18 protein-coding genes are annotated in these 22,118 nt (G+C 69.0%); 4 read left to right on the top strand and 14 right to left on the bottom strand.

The features are described 5' to 3' along the window. Positions 1–3: 3 nt before the first annotated feature. From DXK32_RS11150 to DXK32_RS11125, 6 genes are read right to left on the bottom strand one after another with little or no spacing between them, the layout of a single operon-like run. Positions 4–771, bottom strand: coding sequence for an enoyl-CoA hydratase/isomerase family protein (locus DXK32_RS11150; protein ID WP_114858566.1), 768 nt, complete (start codon positions 769–771; stop codon positions 4–6). A 58-nt stretch (positions 772–829) separates the two neighbouring features. Continuing rightward, positions 830–2,455, bottom strand: a complete 1,626-nt coding sequence (locus DXK32_RS11145; protein WP_114858565.1) for a class I adenylate-forming enzyme family protein — start codon at positions 2,453–2,455, stop codon at positions 830–832. A gap of 51 nt (positions 2,456–2,506) precedes the next feature. Beyond that, positions 2,507–3,307, bottom strand: a complete 801-nt coding sequence (locus tag DXK32_RS11140; RefSeq protein WP_014198829.1) for an ABC transporter permease — start codon at positions 3,305–3,307, stop codon at positions 2,507–2,509. Then, entirely contained in the window at positions 3,304–4,200 is an 897-nt protein-coding gene (locus tag DXK32_RS11135) for an ABC transporter permease (protein ID WP_114858564.1), read from the bottom strand. The genes DXK32_RS11140 and DXK32_RS11135 overlap by 4 nt, the downstream gene beginning before the upstream one ends. Further along, on the bottom strand, positions 4,197–5,261 hold the full coding sequence (locus tag DXK32_RS11130; RefSeq protein ID WP_114858563.1) for an ABC transporter substrate-binding protein: 1,065 nt from the start codon (positions 5,259–5,261) through the stop codon (positions 4,197–4,199). The genes DXK32_RS11135 and DXK32_RS11130 overlap by 4 nt, the downstream gene beginning before the upstream one ends. 22 nt (positions 5,262–5,283) lie before the next feature. After that, positions 5,284–6,426, bottom strand: a complete 1,143-nt coding sequence (locus DXK32_RS11125; RefSeq protein ID WP_247877093.1) for an ABC transporter ATP-binding protein — start codon at positions 6,424–6,426, stop codon at positions 5,284–5,286. Positions 6,427–6,582: 156 nt separating this feature from the next. Between DXK32_RS11125 and DXK32_RS11120 the strand changes: the two genes are divergently transcribed. Continuing rightward, the gene (locus DXK32_RS11120; RefSeq protein ID WP_247877092.1) at positions 6,583–7,299 is read left to right on the top strand and encodes a TetR/AcrR family transcriptional regulator; all 717 of its coding nucleotides are present in this window, start codon (positions 6,583–6,585) and stop codon (positions 7,297–7,299) included. A 45-nt stretch (positions 7,300–7,344) separates the two neighbouring features. On the opposite strand, the gene DXK32_RS11115 is transcribed toward DXK32_RS11120, so the two are convergent. The 6 genes from DXK32_RS11115 to DXK32_RS11090 form a co-directional block, all read right to left on the bottom strand. Further along, complete coding sequence (locus DXK32_RS11115; protein WP_114858560.1) at positions 7,345–8,535, bottom strand: NnrS family protein; 1,191 nt, start codon at positions 8,533–8,535, stop codon at positions 7,345–7,347. A gap of 26 nt (positions 8,536–8,561) precedes the next feature. Next, positions 8,562–9,776 carry an NnrS family protein gene (locus tag DXK32_RS11110; protein WP_114858559.1) on the bottom strand — a complete coding sequence of 405 codons (1,215 nt, stop codon included), beginning with the start codon at positions 9,774–9,776 and terminating at the stop codon, positions 8,562–8,564. After that, positions 9,773–10,546, bottom strand: a complete 774-nt coding sequence (locus DXK32_RS11105) for an ABC transporter ATP-binding protein (protein WP_114858558.1) — start codon at positions 10,544–10,546, stop codon at positions 9,773–9,775. The genes DXK32_RS11110 and DXK32_RS11105 overlap by 4 nt, the downstream gene beginning before the upstream one ends. Positions 10,547–10,566: 20 nt before the next feature. Beyond that, complete coding sequence (locus DXK32_RS11100) at positions 10,567–12,852, bottom strand: TonB-dependent receptor family protein (protein WP_114858557.1); 2,286 nt, start codon at positions 12,850–12,852, stop codon at positions 10,567–10,569. A 163-nt stretch (positions 12,853–13,015) separates the two neighbouring features. Beyond that, positions 13,016–13,840, bottom strand: coding sequence for an ABC transporter permease (locus DXK32_RS11095; protein ID WP_114858556.1), 825 nt, complete (start codon positions 13,838–13,840; stop codon positions 13,016–13,018). A gap of 8 nt (positions 13,841–13,848) precedes the next feature. After that, positions 13,849–14,841 carry an ABC transporter substrate-binding protein gene (locus DXK32_RS11090; RefSeq protein WP_114858576.1) on the bottom strand — a complete coding sequence of 331 codons (993 nt, stop codon included), beginning with the start codon at positions 14,839–14,841 and terminating at the stop codon, positions 13,849–13,851. 498 nt (positions 14,842–15,339) lie between these two features. Between DXK32_RS11090 and DXK32_RS11085 the strand changes: the two genes are divergently transcribed. Continuing rightward, positions 15,340–16,473, top strand: coding sequence for a polysaccharide deacetylase family protein (locus DXK32_RS11085; RefSeq protein WP_247877091.1), 1,134 nt, complete (start codon positions 15,340–15,342; stop codon positions 16,471–16,473). An 81-nt stretch (positions 16,474–16,554) separates the two neighbouring features. Here the strand turns inward: DXK32_RS11085 and DXK32_RS11080 are convergent, their stop codons facing one another. Both DXK32_RS11080 and DXK32_RS11075 read right to left on the bottom strand, forming a co-directional pair. Further along, positions 16,555–17,022, bottom strand: coding sequence for a MucR family transcriptional regulator (locus tag DXK32_RS11080; protein WP_114858554.1), 468 nt, complete (start codon positions 17,020–17,022; stop codon positions 16,555–16,557). A 178-nt stretch (positions 17,023–17,200) separates the two neighbouring features. Further along, entirely contained in the window at positions 17,201–18,526 is a 1,326-nt protein-coding gene (locus DXK32_RS11075) for a GH1 family beta-glucosidase (protein WP_114858553.1), read from the bottom strand. Between the two features lie 135 nt (positions 18,527–18,661). On the opposite strand from DXK32_RS11075, the gene DXK32_RS11070 reads away from it, so the two are divergent. Together DXK32_RS11070 and DXK32_RS11065 are read left to right on the top strand one after the other, a co-directional pair. Beyond that, positions 18,662–20,008, top strand: coding sequence for a GH1 family beta-glucosidase (locus DXK32_RS11070; protein WP_114858552.1), 1,347 nt, complete (start codon positions 18,662–18,664; stop codon positions 20,006–20,008). 7 nt (positions 20,009–20,015) lie between these two features. Next, the gene (locus DXK32_RS11065; RefSeq protein WP_114858551.1) at positions 20,016–22,118 is read left to right on the top strand and encodes a tetratricopeptide repeat protein; all 2,103 of its coding nucleotides are present in this window, start codon (positions 20,016–20,018) and stop codon (positions 22,116–22,118) included.

The raw sequence follows: 22,118 nt of genomic DNA, 5'->3' as shown, positions 1-22,118 counted from the left end.
CCGTCACGCGCCGCCACGGAACACGGGGGCGCGCTTTTCCAGAAAGGCGCTGACGCCTTCGCGGGCGTCCGCCGCTTTTTCCAGCCGGCGGGCGACCGCCGCTTCATAGGCGCCGGCGGCGTCGATCCCCTCGCGCTCGCCCAGGATCACCCCGGCCTTGATCGCGGCCACCACCGAGGGCGCGTTCTTGGCGATGGCACGCGCCAGGACGAGCGCTTCCTGCAACGCCTCGCCCTGTCCGGCCAGACGGTTGACGAAGCCGGTTCGGTAGGCCTCGTCCGCGGGAAGGGGATTGGCCGTCAGCATCAGTTCCAAGGCGCGGGCGGACGACATCAGCCGCGGCAGCCGGCCGATCTGCCCACCCTCCGGGAGCATGCCCAGGCGGGCACCCGGCGACCCGAACGTCGCGTTGACGCTCGCGACGCGCAGGTCGCAGGACAAAGCGAGGATGAGCGCCGCGGCGTAGCAGTGCCCGTTGACGGCCGCGATGACCGGCTTCGTCATGTCCCGCGGGCGCAGGAACGGGGCCTCTCCCAGGTTCGTCGCCGCATGAGCGCCGGAGGCGATTTCGTTCAGATCGTGTCCGCTTGAGAAGGCGATGTCGCCGGCGCCCGTCACCACGACCACCCGCACGGCGGCGTCGCCGTCCGCGTCGTTCAGGTGGCCTAGGAAATCCGCGGCCATCGTGCCTTCGAACGCGTTGCGCTTGGGTTCGTTGGAGATGGTCAGGATGCGGATCGCGCCCTCGGTCTGGGCGGTAATCTCGGGCATGTCAGAAGTCCTCTTCGAGGCCGGTTGGCTTTTTTCACAGGAAGACGGGGTGCAGGCGTCAGCGCCAGATCTTGTCCTGCCAGTCGTACGCACCGACGCGGAGGTCGGGCTTCTCCGCCAGCAGATGCTTCTTCTGCACACGCTGCGAATCCGTGAGGGGGAAGGAGTCGCGATACTCGTAGTAGCGGGGCACCTTGAAGGCCGCGAGATGCCGCCCGCAGTGATCGGCGATGCGCGCCGGCGTGCAGGTCGAGGGATCGACCCCCGGCGCCAGCTGGATGTAGGCCTTGATCTCCTCGCCGCGGTAATCGTCGGGAACCGGAACGATCGCGGCGTCCTGGACTTCGTCGAGCGTGCGCAGCACCACCTCGACCTCGCGGGCCGAAATGTTCTCGCCGCTGCGGCGGACCATGTCCTTGGTCCGGCCCAGGATGTAGTGGTACCCGGAGGAGTCCACGCGGGCCAGATCGCCGGTGCGGAACCAGCCCTTGCGGAACGCCTGCGCCGTCGCCTCCTCGTTTCCGAAATAGCCCTTCAGCAGGCCGCGGCCACGCACGCAAAGCTCCCCGGTCGCGCCCGTCGGCACGGGGTTGCCGTCCTCGTCCGCGATCATCGCGTCCCGGAAGGGGGCGACCACCCCGCAACTGGCCGAGCCGGTCATCTCGGCGATCCGGTGCGCCGGCATGTAGGTGCCGCCGCCGATCTCGGTCATGCCGTAGAACTCCTGCCCGTACACGTCGAAGCGGCGCTGGAAGTCGGCGTGGCTTTCCGGGCCGAACGCGAAGATGGTGGCCAGCTTGAGCGCGTTGTGCGCATCCGCTGGCCGGGCCGGCTGCTTGTAGACCATTTCGAACAGCGCGCAGTAGTCGCACTCCAGTTGCGCGACATCGAGCATGAAGCGCTTGGCGCCCGGTTTGCGCGGGAAGAAGGCGCAGCCGCCGCTCACCATCGCGTTCAGCAGGATCCTCTGCCCGACCATGTAGAAGAAGCTCGATCCCACATAGAAGCGCCGCAGGTCCGTGGCGAAGAACTCGGTGGAGCTGAAGCCCAGGCAAAGCCAGTAGTCGTTGGTCAGCATGCAGGCTTTCGAAAAGCCGGTGGTGCCCGACGTGTACTGGAGATTGAGGACCGCGTCCGCGGAGCGGGGCGTGGACGGTGCACGGCGGCCCTGCGCCTCGTCCATCAGCGCCTGCCAGCGGCGATGCCCGCCCAGCGCCCCATCGCCGATGACGATGACGCTGGACGGGGGGAGCGACACCGTCTCAAGCGCGTCGAGATGCGGCAGGAACTCCGCCTCCAGGATGAGGAAGGCGGCGAGCGAGGTCTTCAGCACATACTCGACCTCGCGGGAGGTGTAGGTGGCGTTCACCGGCACCATCACCGCCTGCAGGCGGGACAGAGCCAGCCACGCGATGGGAAACTCCTCCCGGTTCCAGGCCATGACCGCGACATGCACGCCGGGGCCGATGCCGAGCGCGGCGAAGGCCGCGGCGGCGGTTTCGACCTTGGCCAGCACCTCGCCCCAGCTCCGCTCGACACCGTCGTCGATGAAGCGCCACGCCGGGGCGTCCGGGTGCCGGGCGGCGGTTTGCGCCAGGAGGTCGAACACCGAATCCGGAAGCGTTGCCGTTTCCAGACGGCGGGCGAGAGCGTCGGGCTCTTCCGTGCGAAAATCTGCGAACATCACTCTTCCCATAGATGAGGGGTGGCCCGTAGATGAGGGGGGCGCGACCGGTTATCCCGCGCGCCGTGCGGCGCGGCGCTGGATGCGGTCGCTCAGGAAAACCGCGGCAAAGGTGGCCAGGATGAGCAGCGACGCGACCGCCGCGACAACCGGCGTCAGATCGTGGCGCATGTCGGCCCAGATCCGCATTGGCAAGGTTTCGTTGCGGCCCATGACGAACAGGGCGATGACCAGCTCGTCGAAGGAGATGAAGAAGGCGAAGACGCCCGCGGAGATGACCGCCGGCCGGATGGTCGGCAGCGTGACGTGCCAGAAGGCCTCGTGCGGCCGGGCACCCAGCACCCGGGCGGCCCTGGCGAGCGTGTCGCCGGTCTGGCGCAGCGCTCCCGACACCGTCGTCGTGACGAAGGGCAGCGCGAGGACGGCGTGCACCAGCACGATGCCGCCCATGGAGCCGTACAGGCCGAAGCGGCTGAAGACGAGGAGCGTGCCCAGGGCGAGAATGATGACCGGCACGACCTGCGGACCCAGGAAGATCGGTCCCGCGATCCGCACCGCGCGGCCGTCGCGGCTCAGGACGAGCGCCGCCGCCGTGCCGACGACGGTCGCCAGCAGCGCGCTGGCGGCGGCGATGACCAGGCTGCGCCAGGTCGCCTCGATCCAGCCGGGCGTGGCGAAGAAGTCCTCGTACCAGTGCAGCGTGAAGCCGGTCGGCGGGAATTTGAGGTAGCGGGTCTCGCTGACCGACATCGGAACCACCAGCAGCAGCGGCAGCAGCAGATAGAGGAGGACGCCGACGAAATAGACGGGCAGGAGGTAGCGGCCGGACTGTTCCCACAGCGTTCGTTTCATCGCGTCCCTCCATGGCCGCTCAGCCGGGTGACGCGCCGGAAGAGCAGGGCGACGGCGCCCACCATCAGGAAGCCGGCGACCAGCAGCACCATCCCGAGAGCCGAACCCAGCCCCCAGTCGAGGGTCACCGTGATCTGCGTCGCGATGATGTTCGCGATCATGTTTTCCTTCGGCCCGCCGACCAGCGCCGGGGTGATGAAGAAGCCCAGCGCCAGGACGAAGGTGAGCATCCACGCGTTGACCGCGCCGCCGGCGCTCAGCGGCAGGAAGACGTGGAGGAAGCCACGCCACGGGGTGGCGCCGAGGATGCGCGACGCCAGCAGCAGGGAGCGGTTGATGGTCGTCATGCTGGAGAACATGACCAGGATGGCGACCGGCAGGAGCACCTGCACCATCGCGATGTACACGGCCCCACGGCTGTAGAGCATCTGGAGCGGCGCATCGATGAGTCCCGCACCGATCAGCATGGAGTTCACCAATCCCTCGCGGCCCAGGACGACGATCCAGCCGAAGGTCCGCACCAGCACGCTGACCCAAAGCGGCGTCAGAATGAGCAGGAGGAGCATCGTGCGGCGCCGCGGCGGGCAGGACGCCAGACAATAGGCGGCGGGGTAGCCGGCCAGGACGCAGGCGAAGGCCACGCCGGCGGCGAGCTGCACCGTTCCGAACAGGATGGTGCGGTAGGGGCCCGCGCCCAGCGCTTCCCGGTAATGCTCCGCCGTCAGCCCGGCGTCGCCCTGCAGGCTCCACAGCGCGACCTCGCCTACCGGAACGAGGAAGGCCAGGAGGAACAGCAGGGCCGCCGGGGCAAGCAGCCAGAGGGAGGAGATGGGCGCGCGCCGTCGGCGCGCCGCCGCCATCCCATCGCGCGGCATGGAAACGCCGTCGCTCATTGCAGACGCCAAGTTTCCCACCGCTTTTGAATGCGCGGCAGGTTTTCGGCCCAGAACTCGGCGTTCAGCGCGAACTGCACATCCATGTTTTCCGGGCTGGTCGGCAGTTGTCTGGCTTCCTCCGCCGACAGGATCTTGTAGAGGTCGGGGTTGAAGCTGGAGTAGGGCATGGCGCGGGCGATCTCGGCGAGACGCCGCGGCTCGTTCCAGCAGTACTTCATGAACTGCATGGCCGCGGCGGCGTTGTTGGCGCCCTTGACGATCGAATAGTAGCTGACGTCGAGCGAGCCGCCGTTCCAGATCAGCGCGACCGGGAGCTTGTCCTTCTGCAACTGCTGGATACGGCCGTTGAAGGCGGTCGCGTAGAACACTTCGCCGCTGGCCAGCAGCTGGACCGGCTGCTGCCCGCTCGTCCACCATACGGTGATCGCCGGCTTGATCTCGTCGAGCTTCTTGAAGGCGCGATCCACGCCTTCCGGCGAACGGAGCACGTCATAGACCTCGGACGGCTTCACGCCGTCGGCGATCAGCGCGAATTCCAGGTTCTCGGCCGGGGAATTGCGCAGTGTGCGGGGGCCGGGGAACTGCTTGACGTCCCAGAAATCCTCCCAGCCGGTGAAGGTCTTGCCCTCCGGCAGCTTGTCCATGCGCACGCCGATGGTGGTGGAATAGGCCACCGATCCGATGGCGTGGCTCTTGCGGGCGATCGGCGGCAGCTTGTTCTCGGGATCGACCACCGACCAGTCGATCGGCTCCAGCCAACCGTTCTTCTGCGACACCGGCAGACCGGACCGCTCGGTGGGCGCGATGTCCCACAGAATATTCTTGGTGGTCTGCTGGGCGCGGATCTGGGCGAGCGAGTCCTCCGTCGCGGCCTGCGTGACGGTGATCCCCGTCTCCTTGGTGAAGGGCTGGATGCAGATTCGGTTGAGCGTCTCCGCCCAGGCGCCGCCGTAATTCGCGATCACGATCGACTGGTCGCGGGATTGGGCCAGCGCCGCGCCACCGGCGGCACCGACGAGCGCCGCTCCGAGAGAGAGGCTCCACAGCAGCTTGTTCATAGAACGCTCCTCTATCAGCATTTCATCGACTGGTTCTGGCGAGGTCCGGAACGAGGACGACGTCGGACGGGCGAAGAACGAGGGTCGCCGTCTCTCCGCGCTCCGGGACCCGGTCCCTGTCGCGTCTCTGTTCCCGGAAGTGGATGAGCGCACCGTGACCGGTGCGGGCGCTGTATTCGATCACGTCGCCGAGGAACACGGCCTCCTGGACGGTGACCGTCACCGCGATGTCCGATCCCTCGGCCGGGCGGCGCTGCAGCTTCTCGGGACGGATGCTCGCGTACCAGGAGCCTGAACGGGCCGTGAACACGTTTTCCCGATAGGTGATGCCGAGTTCGGGTATGGCCACCGATCCGGGCTGTGCCACGTCGGCGGCCAGCAGGTTGGTCTGCCCGATGAAATCGGCGACGAAGCGGCTTTGCGGCGCGTCGTACATTTCGGACGGCGTGCCGACCTGCTCGATCCGTCCGTCGCGCAACACGACGATGCGCGACGACATGGCCAGGGCCTCGCGCTGATCGTGGGTCACATAGACCACGGTGCAGCCGAGCTGGTGCTGGATCTCCTTGATCTCGAACTGCAGCGCCTCGCGCAGCTTGAGGTCGAGGGCGCCCAGCGGTTCGTCCATGAGCAGGACCGGCGGCTCGAACACGATGGCCCGGGCGAAGGCGACGCGCTGCTGCTGCCCGCCGGACAGGTCGCGCGGCATGCGATCGGACAACGGGCCGAGCCGCACGATCTCCAGCACCCGCTCGACCCGCTCCCTGATGTCCCGGCGCGGCACACGGCGCATGCGCAGCGGGAAGGCGACGTTGTCGAACACCGACATGTGGGGGAACAGGGAGTAGTTCTGGAACACCATCCCCAGGTTTCGCCGCTCCGGGGGCTCGTCGATCACCGAACGCCCGTCAATGCGGATATCGCCCGAGTCGGCCGTGGAAAAGCCCGCAAGCGCATTGAGCGCGGTGGTTTTGCCGGACCCGCTCGATCCAAGGATCGTCAGGAACTCGCCCGGATGAATCGTCAGGGAGAAATCATGAAGGGCCTTTACCGATCCATAGGCCTTCCTGACGGATTGGAACTCGATCGTCGCGCCGGTGGACCTCGTTTTCAGGTTCGCCTCCCTGGTCAAGGTGCCACTTGACGGTTTATTCACGTCCATCATCGTAGGTACCATCGGCCTGTCCAGTGATGACGCATTGTCTAAAAATGACATTATGTATAAAAATATACCGCGTCAAGTGGGTACAGTGCGATTGTCCAACATTCATGGTCAGGACCGATTCGGTCGAAGGGTGAGGGCGCAAGGATGCGGGAGGGTGTGGATGAACCGGGAAGCGAGCCCGCGTGCGGCGAAGGCTCCGCTCCGCTGTTCTTCGAAGAGGTGCTCGCGATGTGGAGCCGGGACCGGGCGCGCCCGAAACGGGAGCGGACGCGCTACATGCTGCTCTCGATCGTCGCCCGCCATCTTCGCACGTTTCCGGGAAAACTGATGACCGTCGAGGCGCTGCTCGACGAAGCCGGGTTGTCCCGGGGCACGTTCTATAATCACTTCAAGGATATGGACGAGTGCGCGGCCGTCCTCGTCACCCTGTTCTTCGAGCATGTGACGTATCGGCGCTCCGCGACCCGGGGGCCGAGGAGCAGTTACGATGCGATCCTGGACGCCAACACGGTCTATTGCCGCGCGTATGAGGCGAACGCGGGCGTCTACAGCCTGTTCTCCGAACTCGCCACGCGTGACCCGGAGGTGCTGCGCATGCGCGAGCGCATGAATTCCGAGTGGGTCGAGCACATCATAGCGGTGGTCGCCCGCCGTCGCGGCCATCCCTTCACCGAGGAAGAGCGCGGTAAATTCGAAGGCGTGCTGAGATTGATGATCGCGATGACGATCGAAAGCCTTCGCGAGCGGTTCGTCCATGGCGACGCGCTGCTGTGTCGGTCGTTCCCCACCGCCGACAGCTTGGCAAAAGCTCTGTCGGACCAGTGGCACAAGGCGATGGCGGACTTCGACTGTCCAGCCACCGACGCCACATGAGCCCCTGCCCAAGCCGGGCGCCGGTTTCCCTCTCCGGACGGATTCTCAGTCCGGTGTCGCCGGCCGCACGGCCCCGCTCGCCCTGTGGCCTGACATTCGCCCATGAAGCAGTGCGAACGTCAGGAAGGCGGCAATCCACAAGGCACCCGCCAGGGGAATCAACAGCATCGTGCGCTGCGGGTCGAGCGCGGCGGCGAGCCGCGCGCAGGCCGCCGCCGCCACGGCGAGGTGGATGCCGGTCGTCAGCCGGGAGGCCGTGGGCGCAGGCCCGCTGTGGCCGGCAGCGGTCCGCACCATCACCGTCAGGGCCATGCCGCCAATGGCGCCCATGGTCCAGGCGTGGAGCGCCGCGGTGTTGAAGGCCGTACCGCCGCCCAGCGAGGCCCAGGCCGCCAGCAGGAACCCGGCCGGGATGAAGGCGCAGGAAACACGCAGGACGGCCACGGATCGCCCGGACGGCGCGTGACGCGGTCGCCACCGCGCGAGTCGCGCCGCCTGCGCGAATCCGGCGGCCAGCAGCAGGGCGCCGGACAGGTGTTCGTTCAAAATGCCCTCGTCCTGAACGATCCAGATCCCGAGGGCGAGCAGCCCGAGCCCCATCGCCACCCCGTCGACGCGGGAGGAGGGAGCTTGCGGATGGGAGGGGCCGCGCGCCTTCCGCCAGCCTCCGGCGATGCCCGGCATGATCCCGGCCTCCAGCACGGTCCAGGTCAGGAGCGCCGCCACCGCCAGGCGCGTGCCGTGGACGCTTTGCCCGAAGCGCCACAGCTCCCAATGGAACAGGCCCTGCGCGCCGACCAGGACGGCAAGGACGGCGAGAATCGTCAGGTTGCGGCCGTTTCTCGTCAGAAGGAATTCCCGTCCGGCCACAGCGAGGAGGGCGACCGGGAACAGCAGGGCAAGCAGCGCGACGGTCAGCGGCTCCAGCGCCGCCGATCCGGCCAGGCCCAGCCGCCCGACGATCCAGACGGCCAACAGCATGGTCAGCGGCCAGCCGGCCGGAGGCGGATGACCGGTCCGGTTCGGCACCGCCGTCAGCAGATCGCCAGCGATGATGGCCGGCACGACGCCGAACAGAAACTCATGCGCGTACCAGGAGGAGGGTGGGAGCGCCATCTCCGGGCTGATGAGGCCGAGGAACCACGGCACCCAGACGGCGGCCAGCACCGCGGCGTGGAGCGCTCCGAAGAGGAGGAAGGGGCCGCCGCCGGCTTTGGAGGGGGAGGGGGGATTCATCGGGGTTCGCCGGTCTCGCCGCGGGATCAGCACACGGCGGCCTCCTCCACGCGGGGGCGCGACAGGAAGGGCCAATAGACCTTGAGCCAGGATAAGAAGGCCGCCGCCCAGAGCAGCGCCGCCAGCGCGTGGGGCGGTCCCGGCGGTGCCGGCAGGACGCCCAGCTCCGGCAGGACCCGCAGGACCACGGCCCCGATCAGCAGCGCAACGGCCAGACGTGCCGCCGCTGGAAGGGGAAGGGTCCGGCCGGTGTGGAACAGCCCGGCGATGGCGAAGACCGCCAGCACGCCGAGGCCCAGCCCGCCCATCAGCGCCAGATGCAGCGCCGGCGTCTCGGCGAACCCGGCCCCCAGCCGGGAAGCGCCGACCAGCAGCAGACCGGCGCCCGCCATCAGGCTCGACCCGGCCAGGGCCAGGATCTCCGCACGGAAGACGACGCGGCCGATGAAGGACTCCGCGACCCGGTCGAGAAAGGCGGCCCCGGCGGCGATGAAGAGATAGGCGCTCACCGCGGGCGATAGCCCGGCGATCTCCCCGGCCAGGGCGATGGCGACCAGACCGGGCGCCAGATTGAGGCGTCCCGGATGGGGCCGGTAGGGTGAACTGCCCTGGCTGGGGTCGAGCACGAGATTCGTGACGGGCACCGAAATGCGCGCCAGAACGAGCCCGAGCAGCCCGAGCAGCACCAGACCGGCGGCGTGCAGCCCGGCCTGCGCCCGTTCCACGTCACCGAGAACGAAGGCGGCGTGGACCACGGCACCCGACACCGCGAGCGCGCTCAGCCAGAGGAGAACGCCGATCAGCCGGACCGTGCGCTTGCGCCAGGACACCGCCGCGACATAGACGGGCAGGGCGGCGAGCCACGCCGTGTCGGCCACCGCGGCGACGACGGCCGCGCCGTCGGCACCGGTCAGCCCGGCGACCCGTCCGATCCCCCACAGCGCCGCCAGCGCGAAGAGGGGGCGCCCCTGAAGCCGCCGGCTGTCGGTCCATTCCGGGATGGCTGTGGTGATGAAGCCGAGCACCGCCGCGCCGAAGGAGCCGAACAGCATCTCGTGCGCGTGCCACAGTCCCGGCGGGATCGCGCCGTCGAAGGGCAGGGCGAAGCCGTTGACCACCGCCCACAGCACCGGCCACAGACCGGCGTGCAGGGCCGACAGCGGGAAGAACAGCCGCAGCCCCTCATCGCCGAGGATGCCGGCGAGGGTCGGCGCGCGGGCGGTTCGGATCGCGTCCGTCATGGCGTCCGCCTTTCGTCGATGTCGTGGATGTGGCGGAACAGCGGGTCGTCGGTCAGGAATCCGGCGACCAGCCGGTAGACGGTGCCGTCGTCGCGCCCGCCCGGTTCGCCGGGAACGGCGCGCGTCCCGGCGATGCCGCGCCCCTGCGCGTCCATGACCACGACGCGGTGGGCGATGCGCACCGCCTCCATCAGGTCGTGGGTGATGAACAGGGCGCCGAACCGCGCCCCGCGCGCCGCTTCGATCACCAGATCCTGCATGCGGCGCTTCAGGGCGACGTCGAGCGCGGTGAAGGGCTCGTCGAAATAGATGAAGTCGGGGTCGATCGCCAGCGCCCGCGCGATGGCGGCGCGTTGGCGCATGCCGCCCGACAGCTCGACGGGGAATTTGTCGAGGTCGGCGCGGTCGAGCGCCACCCGCTTTGCTGCCTCCTCCGCCCGCTCCCGCCGTTCGGCGCGGGGCAGGCCGAGCAGGCGCAGCGGATAGGCGATGTTGGCCCGCGCCGTCGCCCAGGGCAGCAGGCGCGGGTCCTGGAACACCATGCCGTGGCGGCGGTAGCGCCGGGCGACGCGGCCCCGCGACGGCTCGACCACCCCGGCGGCGATGTGCGCCAGCGTGCTCTTGCCGCAGCCCGAAGGGCCGACGAGCGCCGCCACCTCGCCCGCCGCCAGCGACAGGTCCACGGCGTCGAGCACCGTGCGGCCGAGATAGGCATGGCCGATGCCGGACAGCGTCAGGGAGGGGGCGGCGCCCGTCGTTTCCCGGGTCATGGCTAAGTGCCTTTCCGATTTTAGAAGCTGACCTTCAGGCCGGCGTAGAAGGCCCGCCCGTCGCCCGGCAGATAGACCGCCTGGGTGGGCGACGCCTGATCGACGATCAGGGTCGAGGAGGCGTAGGTCGCGTCGAAGACGTTGCGCGCCTCGCCATAGACGCTGACACGCTCGTTGATGGCGTAGGTGCTGCGCAGGTCGACGGTGGCGTAGCCGTCCGTGTAGACGCTGTTCATGTTGTCCACCGGGGTCCTGCCGGGATACCAGTCCACCTCCGCACCCACCGACCACGCGCCGGTGATGTCGTAGCGCGCCGAGGCGTTGATGACGTGGCGCGGCGCGCCGGCCAGCCGGTTGTCGCCGCGCACCGGATCGTCCTGGAACCGGAAATCCTGGAAGGTGTAGGCGATCCGTCCGCTCAGCCGCTCGGTGAGGAAGGCCGACAGCCCCACATCGACACCGAAATGCCGCGTCCGGTCGGCGTTCACCGCGCCGAGCGAGGCCCCGGTGGCGTCGCGCAGGCTGAGCAGTTCGTTCTTGACCCAGGAGTAATAGGTCCCAGCATCGACCGCGACGACCCCGAAGCGGCCGCGCCAGCCCGCCTCGACGGTGGTCGCCGTCTGCGCCTTGAGGTCCGGCGTGCGGTAGGCGGTGGAGACGAGGCTAGGCTGGGCCGGGTTCGGGCGTCCCGCGCTGCTGTTCGGCGTGCCGTTGACGGTGGCGATCAGGTCGTCGTGGGTCGGCGGCTCGAAGCTGCGGCTGACCGCGGCATAGAGGGTGTGGTCCTCCAGCGGCTTCCAGGTCAGGCCGAGGCTGGGGCTGAACCCGGTGTAGCTGCGGTCGTAGCTGGTATCGCCGGCGGGGATCGAGCCGGCGGGCAGTGCCATCCGCGGGTTGGCCGGGTTGAAGGCGATGGTCGGCCGCCGCGCCGCGCCGAAGGTGTCGTCGTTCTCGCGCGTGGCGTGGGTGATGGTGAGTGCCGGGGACAGGGTGACCGCGTTGCCGAGCGGCAGGTTCAGGCCGCCGTGGAGCGCCAGGGTGGAGGCGTCCATCGTGCTGCGGCCGAACAGGGCCCCCTGGCTGCCGGCGTTGTTCAGGTAATCCTCGCGGTCCGCCGAGCCGACGACGTAGCGCAGGGTCGTCTCGAACAGCGGCAGGGGCTGGCTGGCGTCGGGGCTGTAGGCGTAGCGCGCGACGGCGGTAACGTCGCCGCCCTCGGTCTTGCGGATGCCCGAGGAGATCGGGAAGCGGAACGTGTCGTCGGTGTGGGTGTAGCTCAGCGCCACGTCCAGCAGGTGCGCCCCGAAGGTCGCCGTCGTCCGGTTGCCGGCGCGGAACTGCCTGGCTTCGCGCTCGGGCCGGTCGCGGACGACGTTCGGTCCCGGATTGGTGGCGACGCCGTTGACCACGCGGGGGCCGGTGTAGACCGCCTTGGGGTTCGATTCCAGAAGCTGGCGGGTCAGCGGGCCGGCCACGTCGAAGGACAGGTCGGTGTAGCCGGCGAAGAAGCGGGTAGTGACGGTGTCGGACAGAACGGCGCCCACATTGGCGTCGAAGCCGGTGCGCTCGGAGCTGTTGTAATCACGGTAGCCGTCGCGCTGGCTTCGCTGGACCTGGACCAGCCCGTCGAGATTTCCGGCGCTGCCGCCGGCCTGCAGGCTGGTGTTGAACTGGCCGAAGCTGCCGCCCTCGACGCCCAGCCGGTAGCCCGGCGCGGAGGAGCCGGTGGGGGAGATGACGTTGATCGCCCCGCCCAGCATGCTGGCGCCCAGCCGGTTGGCGGTGTAGCCGCGGTAGATCTCGGTGAACTCCGCCTGGCGCGGGTTGGCCAGCCCGACAATGTAGGAACCGTCGGCCCGGTTCAGCGGCAGGCCGTTCTGCAGGGCCAGGATGCCGCGCTCCACCGGATTCTGCTGGAGCCCGGAGCCGCGGATCTGGATGCGCGGTTGGTCGTTGCCGCCGAAGAAGTTCTGCACCACCACGCCGGGCACCCCGGACAGTGCGTCGGACACGGTGACGTTCACCTTGCCGGCCAGATCCTCCTCCGCCACCAGGGCGGTGCCGCCGGGGATCGCCTCCAGACGGCGGCGGGCTGTCGCCTCGGCGTTGTCCGCCTGTCCCTCGACCATGATCGGGGAGAGCACGACGGCGGCCCCCGGCGCCGCCGACTGCGCGTGGGCCGGCGGCGAGGTCGCGGCGCCCAGCGAGGCCAGGGCCAATCCGGCCAGAAGGATGGGGGCGCGGGTGGCGGTGTCCGCTCGCGCGGTTCGGAACGCCGCTTGGCCGGCCTGTCCCCGTGTCGTCATGGTGCTCGTTTCCCCGAAAAGGCCGATGTCTCGGACCTAAATGCAAATGATTGTCGTTCGCATTTTATCGGCCTTTCGGACGGGCTGTTTGTCCGCGGTCAAGTTCGAGGCGGAAAAGCAGTGTGCACGGTTGATTTTTTCCCGCTGGCGCCGGCCTTGGCGGTCAGCGCTTGACGCCCCAGGGGCGCGCGGCGTTGCGCCAGCGTTCGAACTCGGACCGGATGGGGTGGACCAGCGTGTATTCGACGACGATCAGTCCAGTCACCGCGATCAGCACCCAGGCCAGCGCCTCGGCCACGTCGAGGTTGGCGCGGGCGGCGGCCAGAGCGCCGCCGATGCCGCCGGTGTTGGCGAGAAGCTCGGCCATCACCGCCACTTTGAAGGCCGAGCCGAGCGCCACGGTCAGCGCCGGGAACAGGAAGGCGGCGACGTGGCGCAACCCGAGCGTGGTCAGCCGGGTGAGCGGGCCGGCGCCGAAGGCGCGGGCCATGTCGTCCAGCCCGCGGTCGCGGGTGACGGCGCCCTCGGCCACGCCGACGAAGACCACCGGGGTCGCAGCGACCAGCACCGTCGTGATGATCGTTCCGTCGGTGGAGCCAAACCAGATCATCGCCAGCACGATCCAGGCGATGGGCGGGACTCCCAGCAGGACAGTGAGGATCGGGCGGGCCAGCCGCATCGTCGCCGGCGAATAGCCAGCGGCCAGCCCGCCCGCCGCACCGGCAAGGGCGGCCAGAGCGAAGCCCTCGACCGCGCGCAGCGTGGTCTGTCCGGCCAGCTCCCAGGCGGCGGGATCGGCGGCGATGGTCAGCCCGGCGGCCAGCGTCGCCAGCGGGGCCGGCAGGATGAAGTCGCCGTAGCGCTCATGCCCCGCCTGCCAGAGCGCGGCGAACAGGGCCAACCCGGCCAGCCCGGCCCAGCCCGACCACAGGAACTGCCCGACGCGGCCCAGCCGGTCGAGAAGCGCGTCGGCGCGCACCGTCGTCATGCCGCCCCTCACAGATAGAAGTCCGCCGCCGGCAGCGCGCCGCCGATGATCTTGGGATCGAACTCCGCCAGGGCCCCGAAGACGGCCTCCATCGGTTCGCGGACGGCGCTGGCGCGCTGGGCGACCAGATTGGAATGGGGGATCGCCTGTTCGATGACCGGCCAGGGCAGGCCGAGCGGCGCCGCGGCATCGTTAGCGGCCCGGGCCGGATCGGCGTTGACCGCAGCGGTCGCCTTGACCAGCGCGTCGTGCAGCGCCTCGACGGCGGCGGGATGCTCCGCCAGGAAGGTGGAAGAGACGCCGAGGCCGGCCTGCGGCAGCACGGTCGCCAACCCGGTGGCGGCGCCCCAGGCCTGCTGGATGTCGAGGACCCGGGTCACCGTCTTTCCAGCCATCCCGGCGCGCAGGATGGCGGCGGAGGCCGCCGGCTCGGGCAGCAGCGCGGTGTCGGCCCGTCCGGTGACGAGAAGCTGGATCGCCTCCATCGGCGTGCCGGTGAAGTGTAGGGCGACATCGCCGTCGGCGGTCAGCCGCTCCGCCGCCAGGAGGCGCCGGAACACGTATTCCGGCGTGTCGTTGCGGAAGGGGATCGCAACGCTCCGGCCTTTCAGCGCGGCCACCGAAGTCAGCGACGGATCGGCGGACAGCAGATAGAGCAGCCCGTTGGTCATCACGTTGACCAGACGGACGCCGAGCCCCTTGTTGAACAGGTTGGCGGCGGACTGGGTCGGCAGCACGAAGGTCTGCATGGTGCCGGAGGTCAGGCCGGCGCGCAGTTCGTCGGGGGTGCGCCACGCCTTGAACAGCACCTTGTCGGCGACCGGGCGAAGCAGGCCGGAGGCGATGGCATGGACCAGCGTGATTGATGGCCCCGCCGGTGGCCCCCACAGCGTCAGTTGCGGCAGAGGGGCCGTGGCGGCTGTGGCGGGGCGGTGGAGAGCGGGCAGGGCCAGCAGCGCGGCGATCCCCGCCAGCGCGGTGCGGCGGTTCGGATGGATCATGGGAAAGGCCATCGAATGTAGGCTTGCGGATTTTTGGGCATGATGGTGTCTCCGACCGGGGCCGCATGCTCATGAGGTGTCGGATGCGACAGTGCCGGTCGGCGGGCCGGAGATCGTTGCGCAAGAGCAAGCAGGATCACCGCGGGCTTCGTGCACGCCCACCATCCCGACCCCCGACAGCCGGTAAGCTTTGGTACTGACACAAGAGCGGCACTTCAGGGCAGAGGCTACCCTGGTGCAGACAAAATGTTCCATAAGATGAATTATGGAAAATGAATAGAAGAAAGCCGTGACATCGTCACTTGGACGACGATCCTTATGGAGACATCATAAATTTTCCTCTATTCCATAAGAGGTATCGCCCACACCCGATCTCACCGCGGCGATGTTGATGGTCGATCGCACATGATGTCAGGTTCGGGCCTCTCTTCCGTCCATAGCTTCGCCCTCGTACCGATGCGGAGGCGAAGGAGTTTCGCTTTTCTGGCCGCCAGCCTGTTGGCGGCGATCGCCGACGGCCCGACCGCCAGCCCGGCCCAGGCTGCGGACCAGCCGCATCTCTCCACCGTCACCACGGTGCGCAAGGACGCGGGCGGAGCCCCGGCCAAGATGCTGCAATTCGGCGTTTACCGGACGGAGGCTGACGCCTGGGTCGCCTGGAAGGCGGTCGTCCGGCGCCAGCCCGACATGGTGGCCGATCTCGTTCCCCGAGTCTCCCAGGAACGGCCCGACCTTCCCGATTCCGGTTTCGTCCTGCGGGCCGCGCCCCTGCCCGACCTCGATCCCAACTTCGTCTGCCGGCGGATCGTCGGCGGCGGCGGCAGTTGCCTCGTGGTGGACGCCGCCGAACAACCGGCCGCCGCCCCCACGGCCGCACCGGAGGACAACGACCACAACGGCGTCGTCACCTACAGCCCGGACCAGAGCCGGGAAATGCAGGAGATCGAACGGCAGGCCTCCCGCCTGTCGCGGATCGCCGCCATCGTGCCCGGCAACGAAGCGCGGGTCGACATCGGGGCGTTGAAGGCCAGCCGGTGGAACCTCTGCTCCCTGACCTTCGACGATGGGCCGCACCCGGCCGTAACCCCGCGCATCCTCGACATCCTGCGCAGCGAGGGAGTGCGGGCGACCTTCTTCCCGATCGGCAACGTCGCGGTCCGCCACCCGCGGATCATCCAGCGTATCGTCCAGGAAGGCCATGAGGTCGGCAACCACAGCCTGACCCACCCGAACATGCGCACCCTGAGCACCGAGGCGCAACGCGCGCAGATCGCGGAAACCAACCGCATCCTGTCCCAGTCCGGCGCCGACCCGGTGCTGTTCCGCCCGCCCGCCGGACGCTGGAACAGCGACACGCTGGCCGCCGTCGACCAGGAGAAGATGAGCCCCGCGCTGTGGAACGTCGACACGCGCGACTGGTTCACCCGCGACGCCGGCAAGATCATGGCGCAACTCGAAGCCACCGGCACCATCGGCAGCGTCGTTCTGATGCACACCACCTACAACGCGACGGCGGACGCTCTGCCCCGGGCCATTGGCCTGCTGCGCACGCGCGGTTGCCGCTTCGTCACCCTGTCGGAGTGGATCACCAGCTTGAACAGCCTCGCCACGCCGCGCATCGCGCAGCGCTGAGGCCGGAGCGGACGGCGTGGAACGCACCCACCGCCCCCTTCCCGGATGTCGGGAAAGGAGCGGTTCGGAGCGGATGGCTGATCAGGCGACGTTCTTGGCGCGGCCGCGGCGGGCCGGCTTGGCCGGGGCGGCGGCCTTCTTGCCGAGACCGATCGACTTGGCGAAGGCGGAGCGCTGCTCCGCATAGTTCGGAGCGGTCATCGGATAATCCGCGGGCAGACCCCACTTGCGACGGTATTCGTCCGGAGTCATGCCATAGGCCGTGCGCAGATAGCGCTTCAGCATCTTCAGCTTCTTGCCGTCCTCGAGACAGACGATGTAGTCCGGCATCACCGACTTCTTCACCGGAACGGCAGGACGCAGTTCCACCGCCTCCGGCTCTACCGGACGGCCCGTGCCCGACAGACTTTGATGGACGATCCGGATGAGGTTCGGAAGATCATTCACCGCGATCTGGTTCGAGCGGACATAAGACGCAACGATCTTGCCCGTCATGGCGACCAGTTCGGTGGCCGAATTCTCAGAACCGTCGGTGTCGCTGCTTTGCATGTCAGTTTCCTTCGAGAACGAATGATCCAGGACGGAGGATGGGCAAAGTGATGCGCAAAGCGCAAGCCTGTGCATCAGGTTTAACATGCAAATGTGTAATGTGTTTCATGCAGGACACGCGGCCAAGCGGTCCAGTGGAACGGAAATAGTAGGCTCCGGCGATAAAATCGCTGCCCGTTCAGGCGGCGGAACGCGCGCGCTTTATCAGATCGGCGTACCAGCGGGCAGAGGCTTTCAGCGTGCGTTTCTGCGATTCGAAGTCGACATGGACGATGCCGAAACGGTTGCCGTAACCGCTTCCCCACTCGAAATTATCCAGGAGCGACCAGACGAAGTAACCGCGCACATCCGCTCCGCCGCGAATCGCCTCGTGCATTGAGGCGTTATAGAGCCGCAGATAGTTGATTCGGTGCTGGTCGTCGATGACTCCCGATTCGTCCGGCGAATCGCTGCCACCACAGCCGTTTTCCGTAATGACGATGGGGATGCGGTAGCGGCGGGTGATCTCCAGCAGCTCGTCGCGAAACGCGTCGGGGAAAACCGCCCATCCGACGCCGTGGGTCGGCGAATCGGGCGGCGCGTCGCCCCAACCGTAGCCCCAAGTGGTGTCCGGGTTCGCGCGGGCGAAGATCGGGCCGTAATGGTTCAGGCCGAACCAGTCCATGGGGCGACAGATCCGCGCCATGTCGCCGGCCTTCACGTAAGGCTCGATGGCGCGGGCGACCCGTGGCGGGTAGTGGCCGAGCAGCTGCGGGTCGCAGAAGGTCAGATTCCAATGCTCGTCCAGCAGGGCGGCGGCCTCCGCGTTTTCCGCTTTGCCGCCTTCCGGCAGCACCCGCTGGCGGTTGTGCACCGCCCCGATGGACGCGCCGGGCACGAGAGCGCGGATCACATCGACCCCAGCCCCGTGGGCAAGGTTCACATGATGGATGGCCCGCAGATGCTGGTCGCGGTCGGTGATGCCGGGGGCCGCCCAGGGGATGGCGTAGCCGAACAGGGTGAAGACAGAGAACTCGTTGAAGGTGATCCAGCGTTTCACCCGATCACCGTAACGCCGGGCCAGCAGCGTCGCGTAATCGGCGTACCAGCCGGCGCTGTCCCGGTTCGCCCAGCCGCCGCGGTCCTGCAGGGCCTGCGGTAAATCCCAGTGATAGACGCACAGCCAGGGCTCGATCCCCGCCTCCAGCACCGTGTCGATCAGGCGGTCGTAGAAATCCAGACCCGGCTGGTTGACCGCCCCCCGCCCCCGCGGCAGCACCCTGGGCCACGCCACGGAGAATCGGTAGGCATCCACCCCCAGCCCGCGCATCAGCGCCACATCCTCGGCGTAGCGGTGGTAGTGGTCGCAGGCGACGTCGCCGGTGTCGCCGTTCACCACCCCGCCCGCCGTTCGGCAGCGCGTGTCCCAGATGCTGGGGCCGCGCCCGTCCACCGCCGCCGCGCCCTCGATCTGATAGGCGGAGGTTGAGACGCCCCAAACAAAATCCTTCGGCAGGTTCGTCAACGCCGTCTTCCTCCGCACCGATCGCCCGTACCCATACTACCTTTGGCGGAATGGTCAAGAAACAGGCATAATGTCGAGCGAACGGTACGGCGGAGCGGTCGCCCCTTGGAACCCAAAGCTGTGGAACGGCCAGCGATGCCCCTTCTCACTTCCGACTTTCCCAACGGCTTCCTGTGGGGAACCTCGACGTCGGCGTTCCAGGTCGAGGGAGCTGCGGCCGAGGACGGACGGGCGCCGAGCATCTGGGACAGCTTCTGCCGCCTGAAGGGACGGGTGGACAACGGCGACACCGGCGACGTCGCCTGCGACCATTACCATCGCTACGCCGAGGACGTCGCGCTGATGCGGGACATCGGAGTCGGCGCCTACCGATTCTCGATCTCCTGGCCGCGCGTCCTGCCCCGCGGGCGCGGGGTGGTGAACGACGCCGGGCTGGACTTCTACGACCGCCTGATCGACCGGCTTCTGGAGGCGGGGATCGAGCCCTGGGCCTGCCTGTACCATTGGGACCTGCCGCAGGCCCTGCAGGACCGCGGCGGCTGGGCGAACCGGGACAGCGCCGGCTGGTACGCCGACTACGCCGTGCTCTGCGCCTGCCGCTTCGGCGACCGGGTGAAACGCTGGGCGACCTTCAACGAGTTCTCCGTCTTCACCCTGTTCGGCTACGCGCTGGGCTGGGGCGCCCCCAGCGTGTCCGACCGCGGGGAGCATCTGAAGGTCATCCACCACACCAACCTCGCCCACGGGGCCGGCGTGGACGTGCTGCGCGACCTGGTGCCGGGCGCCTCCATCGGGGCGGTGCACAGTTTCCAGCCCTGCCGACCCGCCGACCCGGCGCCCGACAACGTCGAGGCGGCCGCCCTGTTCGACGAATTGTGGAACCTGTGCTTCCCCGACGCGCAAATTCTCGGCCACTACCCGCCGCGCATCGCCCGTGCCATCGAGCCCTACGTCCAGGCGGGCGACATGGCGCGGATCTGCCGGCCGGTGGACTGGTTCGGCATGAACCACTATGCGCCCCTCTTCGCTCAGGCCGAACCGGGCGCCGTCTGGGGCTGCGGCTTCGGCGCCCCGCCGGAGGGCATGCCGCGCACCGACATCGGCTGGCCGCTCCAGCCCAGCGCCTTTCACGACGCCTTGATGCAGGCCACCACGCGCTACCGCCTGCCGATCTACGTGACGGAGAACGGCTACGGCACCAAGGCGCCGGAGGCCCCGGACGAGCAGGGAATCGTGCTGGACCGGAAGCGTCTGGACTATCTGCAGGCCTGCATCGGCGAGATGGCCCGGGCGCTGAAGGACGGGGCCGACGTGCGCGGCTATTTCGTGTGGTCGCTGCTCGACAACTTCGAATGGGGCGGCGGCTACGGCACGCGGTTCGGCATCGTCCATGTGGACTTCGACACGCAGAAACGCACACCGAAGGAATCCGCCAAATGGTATGCGGCGCTGATCGGCGGCGCGCTGGGGCGAGGATCCTGACCCGGCCATGACCGACCCGATCGCCCAGCTTCGGCAGGCCGCGACGCTGCATCAGGCCGGGCGGCTGGCTGAGGCCGAGCCGCTCTATGCCGCGGCGCTGGCCGCGCTGCCCGGCCACCCCGACGCCCTGCACCTCTACGGTGTGCTCTGCGCGCAGACGGGCCGCAACGCCCGTGCGGTGGAGTTGATCGGCGCGGCCATCGCCCGAAAGGCCGATTCCGGCGCCTACCACGCCAACCTCGCCCGCGCCCTGCGCGCCGAGGGGCGGCTGGCGGAGGCGGCCGGCAGCCTGCGCCGCGCCATCGCGCTCCAACCCAGCGCCGACGCCTTCTTCAGCCTCGGCAACCTCCTCAAGCAGATGGGTCACATGGAGGAGGCGCTGACACGCTTCCATCACGCCCTGGTTCTCCTGCCCGAGGCGGTGGAGATTCGCATGAACGCCGCCGCGGCCCAGGAGGCGCTCGGCCGGCGCGGCGATGCCCTGCGCCAGCTTCGCGCCGCGCTGGCCTGCGCGCCCGCCGCCCCTGCCCTCCTCTTCAACCTCGCCCGCAGGGAGCAGGCGGCGGGCCACGCCGACCAGGCCGCCCGTGGCTACCGCCGCACCCTGCGCACCGCCGCCGAGGGGGAGGACGCCGCCATCAACCTGGGCCAGACGCTGCTGGAGGCCGGACGCCCGGTGGAGGCGGTGGTCGTGCTGCGCCGCTGCGCCGCTCTGGCGCCCGATCGGCCCGACCGGCTGCTGGCCCTGGCGACCGCGCTGCGGCAGGCCGGAGACGTGGACGGCTGTCTGGCGCTTTTCCACCGCCTGAAGGCGCTGACCCCGACCGACCCCACCCCCTGGCAGCGCAGCGCGGAGGTGCAGGAGGCGGCGGGACGGCTGGACGCCTGCACCGCCACCCTTCTGGACGTGGCGCGTCTCAGCCGGCAGGGGCGGTTTCATTGGAAGACCGCCTATTACCATCTGGTGCGCATCGGCAATCTCCTGATCGGACAGGGCCGGCTGGACCGGGTGGCCGCCCTGCTCCCGCCCGTGGTCGCCGCCTTCCGCGGCATCGACGCGGAGCTCCACGCCTGGGCACTGTTCCTTCAGGGCTCCCTGGCCGCCCGGCTGGGCGACGCGGCGGCGGCGCAGGACGCCTTCCGGCGCGCGGAATCCCACCTCCCCTTCCTCGTCCACATCCCGACCGGCGACGGCTTCGCCCGCCGGGCCGAGGCGCTCCCCCCCGCCGAGGATGCGGAGTCGGAGGCCGCCTTCGTTCTGGAGAGGGCGGCACGGCCGGAAAATGGACCGCCAGAAAACGGGCCGCCGGAAAACAGACCTGTTGTCGTCGCCTCCTGCGACAGCGGCTATCTGGAACGGTTCGGCCCGCTGTTCCTCGCCAGCCTGGATCGCTTCTCCACCCCCGGTCAGGCCGCGCATCTCCACATCCTCGACCCTCGGCCGGACACGGCGGCGCGCGTCGCCGCGCTGGAGAAGCGGCTGCGCCACGTCCGGCTCGGCTGGAGTCACGAGACCTCCCCCGCCGGGCTGACGCCGCAGGCGCGGACCACCTTCTACACCTTCGCCCGTTTCCTGCGCGTGCCACGTCTCGCGCGGCTGTATCGCGCGCCGTTGCTGGTGGCGGACATCGACGCCTGCCTGCTGTCCGATCCGGCCGGCTTCCTCGCACCGTTGTCGGCGGCAAACCCGCTGGCGCTCCAGTATTTTCCGGACAATCTGGCGCGGTTGTACGACGGTGTGGGCGGCGGGCTGATGGTTCTTCGGCCGGACCCCGCCGTCGTCGCCCTGTTCGAGCGGATCCGTCGCTTCCTCGTGTCCTGGATCGCGGAGCGGCGGCTGCACTATTTTCTGGACCAGATCGCGCTGACGGCGGGAACGGACGACGCGGCCCGCCGTGGCGACGGGCCGTCCATCCTGCCCATCCCCGCGGAAAACCGCCTGTTCCGCTGCGGCGACGGTCTGTTCGTGCAGATCCTGACGGAAAAGGACCAGCCCGGCTTCGCCGCCTCCGTCGCCGCCCTGCTCGACCGGCTGGAGCGCTCCGGGCCAGCCCCGGACCCGGCGTTCGACCGCGGGCTGATTCTGAAGGCCATCGGGGTCACGGCCTGA

The organism is Azospirillum brasilense (assembly GCF_003349955.1).
Classification (GTDB): Bacteria; Pseudomonadota; Alphaproteobacteria; order Azospirillales; family Azospirillaceae; genus Azospirillum; species Azospirillum brasilense_B.
This window is presented reverse-complemented; position numbering and strand designations above follow the sequence as displayed.